This window comes from Actinomadura decatromicini, assembly GCF_008121305.1.
Taxonomy (GTDB): domain Bacteria; phylum Actinomycetota; class Actinomycetes; order Streptosporangiales; family Streptosporangiaceae; genus Spirillospora; species Spirillospora syzygii.
This window is the reverse complement of the sequence record NZ_VSRQ01000009.1, coordinates 123,947-141,825: the sequence shown is the minus strand read 5'-3', so window position 1 is coordinate 141,825 and position 17,879 is coordinate 123,947. Positions and strand designations below refer to the sequence as shown.

General features: G+C 71.8%; 14 protein-coding genes. 4 read left to right on the top strand and 10 right to left on the bottom strand.

The window, feature by feature from the left end; all coding sequences use genetic code 11:
* Window positions 1–38: 38 nt before the first annotated feature.
* From FXF68_RS35185 to FXF68_RS35160, 6 genes are all read right to left on the bottom strand, one after another.
* Window positions 39–1,577, bottom strand: coding sequence for a phospholipid carrier-dependent glycosyltransferase (locus FXF68_RS35185; protein ID WP_148767086.1), 1,539 nt, complete (start codon window positions 1,575–1,577; stop codon window positions 39–41).
* A gap of 211 nt (window positions 1,578–1,788) precedes the next feature.
* Window positions 1,789–2,577: an SAM-dependent methyltransferase gene (locus FXF68_RS35180; RefSeq protein ID WP_148767084.1), complete on the bottom strand. Its 789-nt coding sequence runs from the start codon at window positions 2,575–2,577 to the stop codon at window positions 1,789–1,791.
* Between the two features lie 84 nt (window positions 2,578–2,661).
* A complete protein-coding gene (locus tag FXF68_RS35175; protein WP_148767082.1) occupies window positions 2,662–3,030 on the bottom strand; it encodes a VOC family protein in 369 nt (122 codons plus the stop codon).
* Window positions 3,031–3,095: 65 nt separating this feature from the next.
* A complete protein-coding gene (locus FXF68_RS35170) occupies window positions 3,096–3,371 on the bottom strand; it encodes a hypothetical protein (RefSeq protein WP_148349874.1) in 276 nt (91 codons plus the stop codon).
* Window positions 3,368–3,874 (bottom strand): sigma-70 family RNA polymerase sigma factor, encoded by a 507-nt coding sequence (locus FXF68_RS35165; RefSeq protein ID WP_222870236.1) that lies wholly within the window; start codon window positions 3,872–3,874, stop codon window positions 3,368–3,370. The genes FXF68_RS35170 and FXF68_RS35165 overlap by 4 nt, the downstream gene beginning before the upstream one ends.
* 401 nt (window positions 3,875–4,275) lie before the next feature.
* Window positions 4,276–5,856 (bottom strand): sodium:solute symporter family protein, encoded by a 1,581-nt coding sequence (locus tag FXF68_RS35160; protein ID WP_222870235.1) that lies wholly within the window; start codon window positions 5,854–5,856, stop codon window positions 4,276–4,278.
* Window positions 5,857–6,139: 283 nt separating this feature from the next.
* Between FXF68_RS35160 and FXF68_RS43450 the strand changes: the two genes are divergently transcribed.
* From FXF68_RS43450 to FXF68_RS35145, 3 genes are all read left to right on the top strand, one after another.
* Window positions 6,140–6,301: a DUF3311 domain-containing protein gene (locus FXF68_RS43450; RefSeq protein ID WP_246179128.1), complete on the top strand. Its 162-nt coding sequence runs from the start codon at window positions 6,140–6,142 to the stop codon at window positions 6,299–6,301.
* A 152-nt stretch (window positions 6,302–6,453) separates the two neighbouring features.
* On the top strand, window positions 6,454–8,604 hold the full coding sequence (locus tag FXF68_RS35150; RefSeq protein WP_281292253.1) for a carbon starvation CstA family protein: 2,151 nt from the start codon (window positions 6,454–6,456) through the stop codon (window positions 8,602–8,604).
* Window positions 8,601–8,792: a YbdD/YjiX family protein gene (locus FXF68_RS35145; RefSeq protein WP_222870233.1), complete on the top strand. Its 192-nt coding sequence runs from the start codon at window positions 8,601–8,603 to the stop codon at window positions 8,790–8,792. Before FXF68_RS35150 ends, FXF68_RS35145 begins: the two co-directional genes overlap by 4 nt.
* Window positions 8,793–9,024: 232 nt before the next feature.
* On the opposite strand, the gene corA is transcribed toward FXF68_RS35145, so the two are convergent.
* Window positions 9,025–10,182 carry a magnesium/cobalt transporter CorA gene (gene corA / locus FXF68_RS35140; protein WP_148767074.1) on the bottom strand — a complete coding sequence of 386 codons (1,158 nt, stop codon included), beginning with the start codon at window positions 10,180–10,182 and terminating at the stop codon, window positions 9,025–9,027.
* A 1,938-nt stretch (window positions 10,183–12,120) separates the two neighbouring features.
* Between corA and FXF68_RS35135 the strand changes: the two genes are divergently transcribed.
* Window positions 12,121–15,021: a helix-turn-helix transcriptional regulator gene (locus FXF68_RS35135; protein ID WP_148767072.1), complete on the top strand. Its 2,901-nt coding sequence runs from the start codon at window positions 12,121–12,123 to the stop codon at window positions 15,019–15,021.
* Window positions 15,022–15,142: 121 nt separating this feature from the next.
* On the opposite strand, the gene FXF68_RS35130 is transcribed toward FXF68_RS35135, so the two are convergent.
* The 3 genes from FXF68_RS35130 to FXF68_RS35120 all read right to left on the bottom strand — a co-directional run bounded on the left by FXF68_RS35130 (window position 15,143) and on the right by FXF68_RS35120 (window position 17,776).
* On the bottom strand, window positions 15,143–15,796 hold the full coding sequence (locus tag FXF68_RS35130; protein WP_148767070.1) for a thioesterase II family protein: 654 nt from the start codon (window positions 15,794–15,796) through the stop codon (window positions 15,143–15,145).
* A 71-nt stretch (window positions 15,797–15,867) separates the two neighbouring features.
* Entirely contained in the window at window positions 15,868–16,068 is a 201-nt protein-coding gene (locus FXF68_RS35125; protein WP_148767068.1) for an acyl-CoA carboxylase subunit epsilon, read from the bottom strand.
* A 49-nt stretch (window positions 16,069–16,117) separates the two neighbouring features.
* Window positions 16,118–17,776 carry an acyl-CoA carboxylase subunit beta gene (locus FXF68_RS35120; RefSeq protein WP_148767066.1) on the bottom strand — a complete coding sequence of 553 codons (1,659 nt, stop codon included), beginning with the start codon at window positions 17,774–17,776 and terminating at the stop codon, window positions 16,118–16,120.
* Window positions 17,777–17,879 lie beyond the last annotated feature (103 nt).

Here is a 17,879-nt window from a genome sequence, read left to right as displayed (position 1 = left end):
CACGGAACACCCGGATGATCAATGCCCGACGAAAGTCCTCAGGTGAGCTGCCGATCGAGGTCGTCGGCGTCCTGAACTTCCGTTTCGGCTTCGCCGGAGTCCCGTTTCCCGGCGCGGAGGGCGGACAGCGCGAGCCCGACCGCCGCGCACGCGAACGGCATGGCGGGGACCACGTACCGGTAGTCGAAGTCGGCGCTGGCGATGGGGAACACCAGGAGGGTCGTCCCCGCGCCCCAGGCGAGCAAGACCTCCCTGCGGCGCCGCCGCGCCGCGGCCAGCCCGAGGACGCCGAGCGCGAACACGCCGCCGAGCGCCGGGCCCGGCAGGTGGTACCGCTCCTGATAGGCGATCATGCGGTCCGCGTAGGGGTGGACGACCTGGCTCGGCTCGTCGGTGCGGCCGTAGCTCATGGCGTCCGAGAGGACCGTCCCGCCGCGCCGCCAGCTCCGTCCGCCGGGGAAGATCTGCGTGCTTTCCGGGAAGTGGTACAGCGCCTCGGTCGAAGCGGTCGGACGCGGGTAGCGGTGCGGGCTGAACGCCAGGCGGAGGTCGTGTCCCACCGTGCTCAGGTAGGCGCGGGGCTGGGCGAGGATCGCGCGGATCGCGAAGTCGCGCAGCGTCGCGTTGGACTCCGGTGACACGACGTTGTCGAGACGCTGCCGGGGCGGGACGTCGGCACGCCAGATCAGGTGGCCCGGCGGGTCGTGCTCGGCCTTGGTCTTCGCGTCGAGGCAGAGGTCGCGCTCGTCCGGCGGGGGATGCATCTTCGCGCAGTCGGCGAAGCCTGCCGTCCGTCCCCACAGGTAGATGCCGTCGGCGGTGGTGAGGCCGTAGGTGCCGCGCACGGAATGGAACCACATCGCGTAGGCGGCCAGCGGGATCGCCGCCGCCGCGCCGAACGCCAGCGCCGGACGCCAGTCCGGCCGCGCCTTGGGCAGCAGCCTCGGGAACAGCCGGGCCCTGCGTCTCCTCAGCAGGAGGACGAGCAGGATCAGCGGGATCAGCGGAGCGCCCGCCGACCGGACGAGCACCGCCGAGCCGAGCAGCAGCCCCGCGGGCAGCGCGAGCCACCACGACGCCGGGCCCGGACGGTCGTCCCCGCTCCGCCACAGCAGCAGCGTCAACCCGGCGGCGATGAGGAACGTGAACAGGGCCTCCGACATCAGCAGGTGCTCAAGCTCCACCTGGTAGGCGTCGAACAGGACCGGCAGCGTGACGACGGTCGCCGCCCATCCGGGCAGCCGCGCGCGGACCAGCACCGCGTACAGCATCGCCGCGACCGCGAGTCCCATGAGGTGCTGCACGACCATGACGGCGGTCAGGCTGTGCAGCGGCTCCAGCAGGCGGAGCAGGAAGGAGTATCCGATCGTCTTGCTCGGCGACGGCTCGGGACGCATCGCGTACCCGAGGTAGAAGTAGGAGTCGCCGGTGAACCAGAGGCCCTGCGGATAGGCGCGGATGGCGGTCCAGCGCAGCAGCGCGCCGCCGAGCAGTGCCAGCAGGAACGGCCCGTGCCGGAGGAGAGGGACGAGACGCCGTCCGAAACCGGGAAAGGCCGCGATCAGCCCAGGGGGCACGCTTGCTCCGCCCTATCGTTCTCGATAACAGAAACGATCATGATAAGCGGGCCCCGTGGCCGGACGGTGAACACCAGGTTGCGGGCATCAGGGCCAACGAACGTCAAACCCGGCGAGGTCGAGACTTCCGGACGTCCGAGGTTCACGTGGGTCTGGGCTCGCGGGGTCAGGCTCGGGAGGTCAGGCTCGGGAGGGCAGAGTTCGGCGGGGGTCAGGGTTTGCGGGCTAGGCCGCCTGAGCAGGCGACGCGGGGGGCGTTCTCGTGGCCCGGGTCGGGGCGCCAGTCCGTGACCGGGACGACGCCCGGTTCGACGAGGTCGAGCCCGTCGAAGAAGCGGGCGATCTGCTCGGGATCGCGCGGGTTGTACGGGGCGGCGCCGCTGCCCGCGTTGTAGGCGCTGATCGCCTGCGTGTAGGCGGGGTCGGCGGTCGTGCCGTCGTAAAGGGCCAGGTAGCTGCCGGACGGCAGCGGCGCCATGAGCCGCGCCACGATCGAGCGCGCCTCGTCGAAGTCGCCGACCAGCCCCATGATGCCCATCAGCATCAGCGCGACCGGCTGGGCGAGGTCGAGCGTCCGGGCGGCCTCGGCCAGGACGGCGTCGGGGTCGTGGACGTCCGCCTCGATGTAGTCGGTTACCCCCTCGGGCGTGCTGGTCAGCAGCGCCCTGGCCTGCGTCAGGACGAGCGGGTCGTTGTCGACGTAGACGATCCGGGAGCGCGGCACCAGGCGCTGGGCGATCTCGTGCGTGTTGTCCATGGTGGGGAGGCCGGTACCGATGTCCAGGAACTGCTCGACGCCCGCCTCGCCCGCCAGGTACCGCACCACCCTCCGCAGCATCTGCCGGGACTGCTGGGCCATGTCGACCATCCCCGGGAAGACCGCGATGACCTGCTCCCCCGCCCGCCGGTCGACGGGGAAGTTGTCGGTGCCGCCCAGCAGGAAGTTCCAGACCCGCGCCGAATGCGGGACGGAGGTGTCGATCTTGTCCGCTTTGTCCATGGTGAAGGGCTACCCACACACCGCCGCGCCCGTTCACGGGGAGCGCCACCGGAACACAGGCGCGGGAGGTCTTTTGCCCCGCCCTCAACTTCGGCCGGTGTCGATGACGCAGAACCGGTTTCCGTCAGGGTCGGCGAGGACGATGAAGTCCGGGTCGTCCGGATAGAGGTCCCAGTCGACGTGCTCCGCGCCGAGCGACACCAGCCGCTCGACTTCGGCGGCCTGCTCGGCCGCGCTGTCCGCGTACAGGTCGAGGTGCACGCGCGGATGCTCCTGGACGGGTGACTCGCTCAGGCCCAGCGCCACCTGGACGCCGTTCCCGTCGGCGGGGAGCAGGACGGCCCAGCGGTCGTTCGCATCGTCGCGGGGGACGTAGCCGAGGGCCCGCGTCCAGAAGGCCACCGCGCGGCGGACGTCCGACACGCCGAGCACTACAGATCCGATAGTCAGCACGGACGAAAGTGAACCAGGACCGTCCGACGGCCCGACGTCGCCCCGCCGCGCCGCCTCCCGGTCCCTCAGGACGGCCCGATCGGCGGCGCCGGACGCGGGGTGGCCGAGTCCTCGACGCTGAAGATGACGTGCGGGCGGTTGTGCGCGTGGTTGAGCGCCCACAGGCCGATCGCGTCGGCGGCGGTGAAGATCACGGCGATCAGGATGTAGAGGACGAGCCGCCGCCGCCTTTCCCTGCGCCGCCATTCGCGCCGGACGCGCGGGTAGGCGTCCGGGTCGGGCGTGACGCCGCCCGCGAGGGCGTCCAGCGCGTCGCGCAGGCGGTCCTCGGTGTCGTTCATCGTCGCTCCCGCAGGATCTTGGTGAGCGCGGCCATTCCCCGCGAGGTGTGCGCCTTGACCGCCCCGGCGGAGATGCCCATCGCGTCGGCGATGTCGCTCTCGCGGAGCCCGAGCCAGTAGCGCAGGACGAGCGCCTCGCGCTGCCGCGCCGACAACCGCCGCAGCCCTTCGATCAGTGCCCGCTGGTCGTCGTGCAGCATCGCGACGCTCTCCGCGGACGCCTCCGTCTCGGCGGACCAGTCGGTGTGCTTCCGGACGACCTGCAGGTGCCGGAGCCGCATGCGGGTCAGGTTGCAGACCACGGACCGGAGGTAGGGCAGCGCGGACTCGGCGGTGCGCAGCCGGTTCCAACGCCGGTGGAGTTGGCAGAACGCCTCGGCGACGATGTCCTCCGCATCGTCGGCGCCCAGCAGCACCGCGAGGCGGAGCAGCCCGGCGTAGTGCGCCCCGAACAGCCGGGTGACAGCGGTCTCCCGATCGACATCGCGCAGGTCACCCGTCATCTCCCCCACCGAAGACCCCACCGCGGACTCCCCCAAGGACTCCGCCCGGGACTCCACCGAGGGCTCCACAAAGGACCCCGCCGCGGACTCCATTGCGGACTCCGACAGGGGCTCCACCCGAGACATCGCCGGGGACTCCGCCGGAGACTCAGGCGAGGATTCGGGCGGGGAGTCCGCCGGAGACACCGGCGGGGACTCCCCGGGGGGTGCCGCCGGAGACACCGGCGGAGACACCGCCAGGGCCTCTGCCGGGCCCTCGGGCAGGGACTCAGGCGGGGGCTTGGGCAGGGACGCGGGCGGAGAGGCGGGCGGTGACGCAGGCGAGGACGGGGGCGAGGACGCGGGGACGGCTGCCTTGCCGGAGGCGAAATGTCGGAAGGAGACGCCCGGCCGGAGGGCGCTCATGCGATCGTCTCCGTTCTGCCGCCGAGGGGCGGCGGGACCGGCGGGACCGTCCGCGGCCGGGGGCCGGTGCCGCGCGGGACGCCCAGCCGGTCGAGGACGGGGGTGAGCGTCGCGACCACCAGGAGGTTCGCCGCGAGCGCGATGAGCGCGGTATAGGCGTTGACCTCCCAGCCGCCGACGCCGATGGGCGCGACCGAGGAGAACCCGCTCCGGACGACGAGGATCGTCCCGGCGACCATGCCCGCGGCCCATCCGGTCAGCAGCGCGCGGGGGTGGAGGCGGCGGCTGTAGAGCCCGATCGCGACGGCGGGGAAGGTCTGCAGGATCCACACCCCGCCGAGGAGTTGCAGGTTGATGGCGTCCTGGTCGCGCAGCCCGAAGACGAAGACGATCGCGCCGACCTTGGCCACCAGCGAGACGAGGCGCGCGATCCGCGTCTGGTGCCGGGGCGTGGACGTCGGATGGAAGTAGGGAGCGTAGATGTTGCGGACGAACAGCGTCGCGACCGCGATCGACATGATCGCGGCGGGCACGAGGGCGCCGACCGCGAGGGCGCCGAACACGAGCCCGGTGAGCGCCGCCGGCATCAACTCCCTGACCAGCAGCGGGACGGCGGCCTCGGCGGCGCCCGGCGGTGCCCGCACCCCGGCGGCGAGCGCGGCGACCCCGAGCAGCGCGAACAGGCCGAGCACGGCCGTCCAGGCGGGGAGGCCGATGGACGCGCGGCGCAGCGTGTCAGGGCTCTTCGCGGAGAAAGCGGCGGTCAATACGTGCGGGTACATCAGCAGCGCCATCGCCGAGCCGAGGGCGAGCGTGGCGTAGACGGCGAACATGCCCGGGCCGAGGGTCAGCGAGGCGCCCGGCGCGCCGTGGACGGCGAGCGCGCGTTCCGCGCCGTCGAACATCGGCCCGGGGCCGCCGAACCGGTGCAGGACGACCGCGGTCACGGCGAGCACCGAGCCGAAGATCGCCGTGCCCTTGGCCAGCGAGATGATCGCCGGGGCGCGCAGCCCGTGCCGGTAGGTCGCTAGGGCCAGGAAGGCGAAGACGCCGACCAGCGCGAGGTCGCCCGCGGCGCCGCGCGGGTAGAGGCCGCCCGCGGCGAGCACCGCGCGGATGCCGAGGAGCTGGAGCGCGATGTACGGCATGGTGGCCAGCACACCGGTGATCGCCACCACCAGCGCGAGGCCGGGCGAGCCATGGCGGGCGCGGACGTAGTCGGCCACCGTGACGTGCCCGCCGCGGCGCGCCTCCGTCCACAGCTTGGGCAGCAGGACGAAGGCCAGCGGATAGACGATGACCGTGTAGGGCAGGGCGAAGAAGCCGAGCGAGCCCGTGCCGTAGACCAGGCCCGGGAGCGCGGCGAACGTGTAGGCGGTGTAGATGGTGCCGCCGAGCAGGAACCAGACGGTGGCCGTCCCGAACCGGCGGTCGGCGAGCGCCCAGCCCTCCAGCGTCGGCAGCTCGGGCCCGGGCCGGAACCAGCGCGCGGCGAACGCCAGCAGGGAGGTGCAGCCCAGCACCGCGACGAAGGTCGCCGCGCCCATCGGCTCGATCATCAGATCACCGCCAGTCATCGCCTGATCTCACTAATGTTGCGCGGATCACGGCATCGGTTGACAGCGGATTCCCGCGAATCTCGACCGATGTCCGTGTAAACCGATCCGGCGGCGCCCGCAACTCTGCTCCGACGACAACCCCTCGGAGGCCCCGATGAACGAGTCGAGCGCCGCACCGAACGACCTGCCCCACCCCGCACAAACGCCACACGCAGCACTGCCTAATCAATCGGCCACATCGACTCGAACGGCACAACCAGCGCGGTCGGGACGACGGTGGGCGGCGGGGGTCTGTTTGGCGGTGCCGGTCGTGGCGCTGCTGGGCGTGCCCTGGTACGCGGGGACGGACGTCCATCTCGCGGGTGTGCGGCTCTTCTACTGGTACCAGTTCGCCTGGGTGCCGGGGAGCGTCGTCTTCATGGTGGCCGCCTATCTGCTGCGGGGAGGCCGCGACCATGAGTGACCCGTGACGGGCGCGTAGCGTCCTCCGCCTTTCTCCTCCGTCCCGAAGGACATCGGGTCGCGCAGTTCAGCACCGGGCGCGCTTCCGCGCTGCCCCCATCCCGGAACTCAGGAGGTTCCCCCATGCCTGGATCAGGCTCCCTAGCCTCACGGGTGACCACCAGATCGGTGCTCGTCTGGGGCGCCGTCTCGCTCGCGGGCGCCGTCGCGTGGGGCGTGCTGGCCCTGTCGCGCGGCGAGCGGATCTCCGCGATCTGGCTGGTCGTGGCCGCGCTCGGCTCGTACGCCATCGCCTACCGCTTCTACTCGCGGTTCATCGCCCGCCGGGTGCTGAAGGTGGACGACGGCCGCGCCACCCCCGCCGAGCGGCTCGACGACGGCGTGGACTTCCAGCCCACCGACCGGCGCGTCCTGCTCGGCCACCACTTCGCCGCCATCGCGGGCGCGGGCCCGCTGGTCGGCCCGGTGCTCGCCGCGCAGATGGGCTACCTGCCGGGCACCATCTGGATCATCGTCGGCGTCATCTTCGCGGGGGCCGTCCAGGACATGGTCGTCCTGTTCCTGTCCATGCGCCGGGACGGCAAGAGCCTCGGCCAGATGGTGCGGGACGAGATCGGCGTGGTCGGCGGCGTCGCCGCGCTCGTCGCGGTGTTCGTCATCATGGTCATCCTGCTGGCGGTGCTGGCGCTCGTGGTCGTGAACGCGCTGGCCAAGTCGCCGTGGGGGACGTTCTCCATCGCGATGACGATCCCGATCGCCCTGTTCATGGGCTTCTACCTGCGGACGATCAGGCCCGGGCGGGTCATGGAGACGACCGTCATCGGCGTGTCGCTGATGCTGCTCGCAATCGTCGGCGGGGGCTGGGTGCAGGAGTCCGCGCTGGCCGGCGCGTTCACGCTCAGCCCGGAGACGCTCGTCATCTGCCTGGTCGTGTACGGCTTCCTGGCGTCGGTGCTGCCGGTGTGGATGCTGCTGACCCCGCGCGACTACCTGTCCACGTTCATGAAGGTCGGGACGATCGGCCTGCTCGCGATCGGGGTCCTGGTCGTCGCGCCGTCGATGAAGACCGAGGCGGTCACCAAGTTCGCGGGCAGCGGCGACGGCCCGGTGTTCGCCGGGTCGCTGTTCCCGTTCGTGTTCATCACGATCGCCTGCGGGGCGCTGTCCGGGTTCCACGCGCTGATCTCGTCCGGGACGACGCCGAAGCTGATCCAGAAGGAGTCGCAGGTCCGGCTGATCGGCTACGGCGCGATGCTGATGGAGTCGTTCGTGGCGATCATGGCGCTGATCGCGGCGTGCGTCCTCGACCCGGGCCTGTACTACGCCATGAACGCCCCGGCCGGGCTGCTCGGCGCCACGCCGGACAGCGCCGCCGCCGCGGTCACCCACCTCGGCTTCACCATCACGCCGGACGACCTGCGAAGCGCGGCGTCCGCCATCGACGAGAACAGCGTGGTCGCCCGCACCGGCGGCGCGCCGACGCTCGCCCTCGGCATGTCGGAGATCCTGTCCGGCGTCATCGGCGGGTCGGCGCTCAAGGCGTTCTGGTACCACTTCGCGATCATGTTCGAGGCGCTGTTCATCCTCACCACGGTGGACGCCGGAACCCGCGTCGGACGGTTCATGCTGCAGGACGCCCTCGGCAACGTCTGGAAGCCGATCGGCCGGGTGAGCTGGAAGCCGGGGCTGTGGGGCACCAGCGCAGTCGTCGTCCTGGCCTGGGGCTACTTCCTGTACGTCGGCGTCACCGACCCGCTCGGCGGGATCAACCAGCTCTTCCCGCTGTTCGGCATCGCCAACCAGTTGCTCGCCGCCATCGCCCTCACCCTCGCCACCACGCTGCTCATCAAGAGCGGACGGCTGCGCTGGGCCTGGGTGACCGGCATCCCGCTCGCCTGGGACGCCGCCGTCACGCTCACCGCGAGCTGGCAGAAGATCTTCGCGGACGACCCGAAGATCGGCTTCTTCGCGCAGCGGGACAAGTTCTCCGCCGCGATCGACGCGGGCAAGGTGCTGCCGCCCGCCAAGAACCTCGACGACATGCACACCATCGTCCTGAACTCCACGGTGGACGGGGTGCTCGCCGCGCTGTTCGCGATCCTGGTGCTGCTGGTGATCGGGAACGGGGCCGTCGTGTCGTGGCGGGCGATCCGGGCCCGGAGCCCGCTGCCGACCGCCGAGGCGCCGTACACGCCGTCCACGATCGTCGCCCCCGCCGGGCTGTTCACCACCCCGGCGGAGCGCCGCGAACTCGCCGCCGCGGGCACCGGGCCGAGCGAGGACGCGGAGCCGCTCGCGTCGTGACCGGCACGCCGTCCGAGCGGCTGCGGCACGTCGTCAGGTTCGTCCGCTGGTACCTGCGCGAGATCACCGGAGACGCCGCCTACGAGCGGCACGTCGCACGACACCCCGGCCGCGCGCCCACCCGCCGCGAATACGAACGCCACCGAGCCGCCCACCGAGACCACAACCCCGAAGGCCGCTGCTGCTGACCCCACCACGTCCCCGGCCCGATCCAGCACCCGCACCAAAACGCGCCCGTGCCGGATCGGGCCCAGGCCCCTCGAGCGACGGCCTTGATGGCCGCCCTCCCACCCAAGGCCGTTCGTCACCCCAGGCCAGCCCACCCGAAACCGGCGCAGGCTGACCCCAGGCGACGTGCCTCGCCCCAGTACGAGCCGACCACAGTGATCGGTGGGAGTGGCTTCGGGGCGGGTGGGTTGGTTAGAGCCAGTCGCGGCGTTTGAAGATCAAGTAGAGGGTCAGGCAGGTGCCGAGCATGAGGGTCAGGGCCACGGGGTAGCCCGCGGTCCAGTGGAGTTCGGGCATGTGGTCGAAGTTCATCCCGTACACGGTCCCGATCAGGGTGGGGGCGAACAGGATGGCCGCCCAGGCGGAGATCTTCTTGATCTCCTCGTTCTGGGCGTAGCTGGCCTCGGTGAGGTTCTTCATCTCCTCGTTCTGCGCCTGGGAGACCAGGGTCGCGTTGACGGTGAGGATGTCGGTCAGCATCTGCCGGAACCCGGTGACCCGTTCCACGACGGTCGTCGCGTGGTCGGCGACATCCCGCAGGTAGCGGCGCAGCTCCTCGTCCGTGCCGTACTTGTCGAAGCCGGCGATGAGGCGGTCGAGCATGGCGAGCAGCGGGATCGTGGCGCGCTGGAACTCGATCACCTCTCGGGACAGCTCGTAGATGCGCCGGGACACCTTCGGGTCGCCGCCGAAGACCTCCGTCTCGATCTCGTCGATGTCGTTCTGCAGCCCGGCGACGACGGGGGCGTACCCGTCCACGACGGCGTCGAGGATCGCGTACAGGATCGCTTCGGTGCCGCGCTTGAGCAGGTCGGGGTCGTCCTCCAGGCGGCGTCGGACGACGGCCAGGTCGGGCGCCTCGCTGTGCCGGACGGTCAGCACGAAGTCGGGTCCGAGGAACACGTGGAGCTCACCGAAGTCGACCTCCTCGGTCTCGTCCAGGTAGCGGGCCGAGCGCAGCACCACGAACAGGGTGTCGCCGTAGCGCTCCAGCTTGGGACGCTGGTGGGCGACGATGGCGTCCTCCAGCGCCAGTTCGTGCAGCCCGAACTCCTCCGAGAGCGCGAGCAGCTGCGTCTCCACCGGGCGGTACAGGCCGATCCAGGCGAGGCCGCCGGTGGTGGCGCGGAGCCGCGTGATGGTGTCGGCCAGCGTCGCGGGCGAGTCGACGCGCCGTCCGCCGCGGTAGAGGGCGTTGTCGATGACGCGGTTGTCCATCGCGGAATCGGCGATGCGGGACCGCGGGTCCATCGACTCCTCCGGCGCGACGAGCTCGTCGTCGGCGGAGCCGCGGCCCGGGTCCTGCGCGCGTTTGAGCGGACGCAGCGGACGCAGCCTGCGCTCGGCCATCCCTCGCACCTCCTCGGTTCGGATCGGGGTCGATTGTGCCCATGATGTCCGGGTCGCCATCCCAGCCGGGTCGCCGTCCCAGCCGGGTCTGCCGTCCCAGCCAGGTCGCCGTCCCAGCCGGGTCGCCGTCCCGGCCGGGTCGGCGGCCGGTGGGTCGGCGTGCCGTGACGGCCGCCGCCACAGCGGCCCGGCGGACCCACCACCTACAGTGACATCCCGGCGAAACCGGCGAGCAGGCCGGGGTGTCCCCCGCCGCCGTCCGCAGACCGCCGAGCGATCGCCGCTGCCGTCGCCCCAGAGTGAATGGACGCCGGGCGGAAGTGTGAAATGGCGATTGCCCAACGTGACCAATTTCGGCTCGACCAGGAGAGGTTGGTCGCCGCCGAAACGGGGTGGCTCACCGGGCGGCGCCGAGATGGGCGGCGGACGCGAGCACCGCCATTCGGCCTGCACATGGCGGGATCATGAAATCTTGTCGGGTTTACTCGGCGTAGTGATCAGCACGTGATAGAACGCGAACGTTATTCACACCTGCGGGTGGCTGATCGTGGAAGCCGCCAGTCATTCCGGCTTCGGCGGCACCCCGGGAACGGCGCGGCGAAACCGCTCGGCGCGGCAGCCGGAATGCCCGCCGGGCACGGACCCGCCGCGCCGCCCGGCACCTGGAATCGGCCTCTCCGCCTGTCATGAATGTGCCGAGGCGACCACCCGTGACCGCGACGGCGCCAATGGCGGTGACAATGCCGCGCGGGCCGCGTCCGCGCACACCTCGACTTCATGGGACATCCTGCCGCGCCCATCCCGGAATCACCCTCACCGCGAATCGGCGGCGCGGAGCTGCGCCCCTCGGCCGTCCTCCCGTCCGGTGACGCCCGCGCCTTGCCGACGTCCCACCCAAAGGGAGACGCAAGGACGCTGACCTTCGCCGATGCGGTGGCCGGTCCCGGCCACACGAGCCCGCGGTAAGCCTGCCGGAACGCCGCCCGCGAGCCCGAATCCCCTGTTCACAGGCCACTTTCGCGTCGGCGGCGGCACCCGGCCGCGCCCGCCGCGGGCGGAGCACGTGGCCGGGAGGTTAGCGACCGGTAAGCGAATGTCGGAGACGATGACCGCATGCTCCCCGGCCACAGAGGTCATCGCCATGATGCGCTCGCGTTCGCCGCGAGGCGCCGGCCGCGTCCCTCGTCCCCGCTCGGTCCCTTGAGGGCGTGTCCCGGCGCCAGGACAGACGGAGCCTTCCGCCCACCACACGTGTAAACAGCCGACCCCCGCGCGGCGCCACCAGATCCTGGAAGCCTGTGAACGGGGGTTGAAATGCGGACCACAAGGGCTCCGCACCAGCGATGCACCGCGATAGTGCGTCGCTTTTACGTGTTTCCGCGATGAAAGAGGTGCGCGCATCCGCGCAAGCGCCGCGCGCAATATTTCACCTGCTATTTAATCGACCGTTCCCTACCCGTCCGAACCGCCCGCACGCCCCTACTAATTCGTAGATGCGCGAATACCGAACGTAATGCCTACCGGCCGGTTTTCACGCCGTGCGAATGCCTGCTCACAGGTCGTGCAGATCCAATGGGGGGCGGCAAAGCAATCGCACTTGCCAGCAGTCGTGATCACGTTCTAGAAAATAGGACTAGGGGGAGTCTAGGGGTCCCCACCGATTAAGGGGCCCAATAGGCTGGCCGAGATGCCGTGCCCGGAATGTCCCGAGGGCTCCGGGTGCCCGGCCAGAGATCCGGATAGACGAACGACAGTCGACCGAAAGTGAAAGCAACGGGGATGTGGACTCTGGCGGGACGGACGGGCAGCACGCCGGCACCCGGCGCGCACGACACGAATGACACGCACGACGCGCGCGCCACGGCCGGACGAAACCGGCACGCCGCGGGGCGAACCGGCCTCGCGACACCGCTGCTTACAAAGGGGGAAGCTCAGCGGATGTTGGTCAGAAGAGCAGAGACTCTTGAGAACCTCAACGACCTACTGATCAGTTCCGCCCGGGGGGACGGGGCCGTCGCCGCGATCAGCGGCCCGACCGCGATCGGGAAGACCGCCCTGCTCAACGCCGTCGCGGAACGCGCGGCGGGATCGGGGAGCCTGGTGCTCAGCGCGCTCGGCTCCTGGGACGAGCGCCATGTGCCCTACGGCGTGCTCGGCCAGCTGTTCCCGTCGATGGAACTTGGCCGGTCGAAGCCGCGACGTCCGGCGAAGCCCTGCTCGGGGGCGGGCACGCCGGACACGGGCGACGACGACACCGCCGCCCCGGGCGCCCGCGGTCCCGACGACAGCGCCTCGGACACGAGGGACACCTGGAACAAGGACACTGGAAGCAAGGAGCCGAACGACGGGGATCCGCTCGCGATCGCCCGTGCCGCGCACGAGATCATCACGCGGCTGACGCGGCAGCACCATCTGCTGATCACCGTGGACGACGTCCAGCACGCCGACGCCGCCTCGCTCTGGTGCCTGCGGTACGTGGCGCAGCGCCTGTCGCCGCTCTCGCTCGCCCTGGTGTTCACGCACGGCGCGTCCATCGAGGAGAAGCCGCCGAGCATCCTGCACGACCTGCTCTACCGGCCGAACGTCCGGCGCTTCCACCTCGAGCCGCTGTCCCTGGACGACATCGCCCACCTGGCCGAGGACGAGGGCCGGACGTCGTGCGCCCACACGCCCGACCTCGTCGCGGAGATCCACGCGCTGACCGCGGGGAACCCGCTGCTCGTCGAGGCCCTGCTCGAAGAGCACCGGGTCTGCGGCGAGCCCGGCGCGGACGACGCGCGCAGCCTCGGCACCGGGCCCGGCCTGCCCACCGGGCACGTCTTCCACCAGGCGGTGCTCGCGTGCGTGCACCGCCTCGGCCCGAGCGCGGTCCGGCTCGCGCACAGCATCGCGCTCCTGGACGACTCGGCCAGCACCCTCCTGCTCAGCCGGTTGAGCGGCATCGACCCGGACCTGGTGGACCGGCTCGTCCGGATGCTCACCAAGATCGGCGTGCTGGACGGCCCGAGGTTCCGCCGCGTCGCCGTCCGGCAGGCGGTGCTGCACGAGATCCCGCCGGGCGACGGCGCGGACCTGCGGCACCGCGCCGCCCGCCTCCTGCACGAGGCCGGGGCGCCCGCCCGGGTCGTCGCGCCGCACCTGCTCGGCGCGGGTCCGCTGCGGGAGGACTGGGTGCTGCCGGTGCTGCAGGAGGCCGCGCACGAGGCGCTCGTCGACAACGACGTGACGCGGGTCATCCGGTACCTGGAGCTCGCCAACGAGTGCTGCACGGACGAGGCGCAGCGCACGGCGGTCAAGGTGCAGTACGCGGGCGTCCAGTGGCAGCTCAGGCCCGCCGCGTCGGCGCAGCACTTCGCCGCGCTGAAGGCCCCGCTGCTCGCCGGCCGGCTCCCCGCCGACGACACGCTCCAGCTCGCGCAGGGGATGCTGTTCCACCTCGACTTCGACGACGCCCTGGCGGTCATCGAGCATCTCGGCACCGGGGAGCAGACCGACTGGGAGTCCGACATCGAGCTGTACGGCACCCGGCTGCTGCTCGCCGCGGAGTATCCGGGCGTGCTGGAGCGGATGAGCCGTCCGCTGCCGGGCGTCGAGGTCTCGGTGACGTCGCCGTCGGGGCTGCGCGCCTGGCACGCCCTCGTGCGGATCCTCGAACGGGGCGCCGACGAGTACGCGATCGCCACGGCCGAGCAGGTGCTGCAGAGCACCGAGAAGCGGCCCCCGGCGATGACCAGGGGACGCCGCCTCGCCGCGCTGCTGTCGCTGATCTACGCCGACCGGCTGGACGCGGCGGGCGACTGGTGCGAGCGGCTCACCGCCGAGATCGGCGAGCACGACGCGCCCGCCGGGCGGGCGGTCATGGACTGCGTGAGCGCGCTCGTCGCGCTCCGCCGCGGCCGCCTCGCGCACGCGGTGGAGGAGGCGACGACGGCGCTCGCCGTCCTGTCCGGGCAGAAGTGGAACGTCAGCGGCGCGATGGCGGTCGCGATCCTGGTCGAGGCGCACACCGCGATGGGCGATCACCAGGCGGCGGCGCGGCAGCTGACATTAGAGGTGCCGCCGGAGCTGTTCCTCACCCGGGCCGGTCTCCACTACCTGTACGCGCGCGGGCGCCACCTCCTCGCCACCGACAACACCTACATGGCGCTGTCGGACTTCATGAAGTGCGGCGAGCTGATGCGGCGCTGGAACATCGACACTCCGGCGCTCGTGCCGTGGCGGCTCGGCGCGGCGGAGGCGTGGCGGCGGCTCGGCGACCACGAGCAGGCGACCCGGCTCGTCGAGGAGCAGCTCGCCCGGGCCGACACCGGCCTGCGCCGGTCGCGCGGGATGGCGCTGCAGTCGCTCGCCTCGGTGCGGACGGCGGCGCAGCGTCCCACCATCCTGCAGGACGCGCTGCAACTGCTGGAGGCCAGCGGCGCCCGGTACGAGACGGCCGGGGTGCTCGCCGACCTGAGCGGCGCGTACCAGAAGCTCGGCGACAAGGCGAAGGCCCGCCGCACCGCGCGCCGCGCCTGGCGGATCGCGAAGAGCTGCAACGCGGAGGCGATGTGCCAGGCGCTGCTGCCGACCGCGTCGCCGCAGCCCACCGGGACGAGCTCCGCCGGCGGCGACGGCGCCGCCGCGGGGTACGACACGTTCGCCCGGCTGAGCGACTCCGAACGGCGCGTCGCGATGCTGGCGGCCCAGGCGTACACGAACCGCGAGATCGCCGACAAGCTGTTCATCACGGTCAGCACCGTCGAGCAGCACCTGACCCGCGTCTACCGCAAGATGGAGATCAGAAACCGCGAGCAGCTCCTCGCGGCGATCCACATCGACAACTCCCAGGCCGTCTGACGGACCGCCCGACGGCCCCGAACCCCCAGTTCCCCGACCCCGGCCACCAAGCCCGCCGATCGCAGCCCCTGCCAGCGCCTCCCGAGCGCGGCGGGGGCCTTCTCATCTGTTCGCCCTGCGCTCACATCCGGCCGTCGGGGTCGGTGTAGCGGCGGATGTCGATGACGTCCGCGCCGGAGACCTCCGCGTCGAAGAAGGGCAGCAGGAAGTCGGTCACCGTGTTGACCACCTCGGCGAAATGGCCGTCCAGGATCGGCGGGCCGCCGGTGAGGATCTTCGTCTGGAACTCGCCGTCGGTGTGCGCGCCCCAGTCCAGGACGTCGCTGACCGGGACGCCGCGGTCGGCGTCCCCGCCGAGCGCGACGATGGCGGACCGCACCCGCGACCGCCGGGCCGGCACCCGCGACGCGAGCGCGAACAGCGCGACCGGGTCGACGCCGTACTCCTCCTCCAGCCGCAGCGCCATCTCGAACCCGAGGACGGCGCCCGCGCCGTCCCCGAAGAGCGCCACCGGACGGTCGATGTACTCGCTCACCCCCTCCAGGACGCAGTCCGCCTGCTCCCCCACACTCTCCGGCGGGGACCGGCGGGGCGCGCCGCGGGGGCCGCGGTACTGCACGGCGAGGACGCCGACCGACGGCGCGAGCGCGTCGGCGAACGCCGCGAACGAGTCGGGCCGCCCGTTCGCGCGCGGCAGGCACACCATCAGCACCTTGCAGCCGGCGAGCGGCCGGAACTGGCGGATCCAGAGTCGGGCGGGAGCTGGGCCGGGCATGTCGGCGCGATCCTCACAGGGGATGGAGCCCGCCACGGCGGCGGTGGTCTCGGGGGAGGCCGGGCGGGGGGTCACTCCGAAGTCCAGGCCCTCGGGGCACGGTACGGGCGCGGGACGCGGCGCCGGGGCGGGCGGCGCGGCCGCCCGGCGGCGGTCGCCGGGGCGGCGCGGGCGCGGAGCACGGCGAGCAGCACCGCGGTGACGGCCGCGAGCTCCGCGTCGGTCGGCGCGCCGCGCACGACGCGCAGGACGGGGGCGGTCGCATGGTCCACCGGGCACCTTCTCTCGGCCTCGCGCCTGTCGGCGTGATGTGTGGCGGGGTCACATCGGCTGGTTGCCGTGCTTGCGGGACGGCATGGGCGCGTCCTTGGCGGCCAGCATCGCGAGGGCGTCGATCAGCACCGCCCGCGTGTCGGCGGGGTCGATGACGTCGTCGACGAGCCCGCGCTCGGCCGCGTAGTAGGGGTGCATGAGCTCCTGGCGGTACTCCTTGATCCGCTGCCGCCGGGCCTCGTCCGGGTCGGGCGCGGCGGCGATCTCCCGCCGGAACACGACGTTCGCGGCGCCCTCGGCGCCCATGACCGCGATCTCGTTGGTGGGCCAGGCGAACGACAGGTCGGCGCCGACCGACCGCGAGTCCATCACGATGTAGGCGCCGCCGTACACCTTCCGCAGGATCACCTGGATGCGCGGAACGGTCGCGTCGCAGTACGCGTAGAGCAGTTTCGCGCCATGCCTGATGATGCCGTCGTATTCCTGGTCCTTGCCGGGCAGAAAGCCCGGCACATCGACCAGCGTCACCAGCGGAATGTTGAACGCGTCGCAGAACTGGACGAATCTCGCGGCTTTTTCGGACGCCTGGATGTCCAGCACCCCGGCGAGCGCGGCGGGCTGGTTGCCGACGATTCCGACGACCTGCCCGGCCAGCCGGGCGAAGGCGCAGACGATATTCGGCGCCCAGCGGGAATGGATCTCGAAGAAATCGCCGTCGTCGACGAACTCCGCGATGACCGCGCGCATGTCGTAGGACTGCCGGGCGTCCGGCGGGACGAGGTCGAGCAGCGCCTCGCAGCGCCGGTCGGGCGGGTCGCCGGACGGCTCGACCGGCGGCAGCTCGCGGTTGTTCGACGGCAGCAGGGACAGCAGGTGCCGGACGTCCTCCAGGCACTCCCGCTCGTCCGCGCAGACGATCGTCGCGGCGCCGGACACCGAGCCGTGCACGTCCGCGCCGCCGAGCTGCTCATGGGTGACCGACTCGCCGGTCACGGACTTCACGACGTCCGGGCCGGTGATGTACATCTGCGCGGTGTCGCTGACCATGAACACGAAGTCGGTGAGGGCCGGGGCGTAGGCGGCGCCTCCCGCGCACGGCCCGAGGATGACGCTGATCTGCGGGATCACGCCGGACGCGCGGACCGTCCTGCGGAAGATCCCGCCGTATCCGGCGAGCGCGGTGACGCCCTCCTGGATCCGGGCGCCCGCGCCGTCGTTCAGCGCGACCAGCGGCGCGCCGGCCGCCTCGGCGAGGTCCATCACCTTGTGGATCTTCTGCGCGTGCGCCTCGCCGAGCGAGCCGCCGAAGATGCGGAAGTCGTGCGCGAAGACGAACACGGTGCGGCCCATGACCTTGCCCCAGCCGGTCACGACGCCGTCGGTGGCGGGACGCTTGTCCTCAAGGCCGAAGCCGCTGGCCCGGTGCCGCCGCAGCTGCTCGATCTCCCGGAACGTGCCGGGGTCGAACAGCAGGTCGATCCGCTCGTGGACGGTCAGCTTCCCGCGCGCGTGCTGCCGCTCGGTCGCCGCCGCGGACGGACCCTCGCGCGCCATGGCCCGGGCCTGGCGCAGCTCCGCCACATTCGACCGCATATCGGCGGGCCCCGGGCGGCCCGCGGCGGTCTCCTCCCCGGCGGGCTCCCCGGCGGATTCGCCTTCCCCGGCCCCGGTCGCGGCAGCCGAGTCCGGACGGGCAATTATCGTCATACCGGCGCTCCTCCGCGATCTCTTGTCGCTGACAAGGTCACCCGGCGCGGCCGGAGAATTCAACCCCCGAGGATTCTCTTAGGGGAGCGTAGGGGTTGGGGCC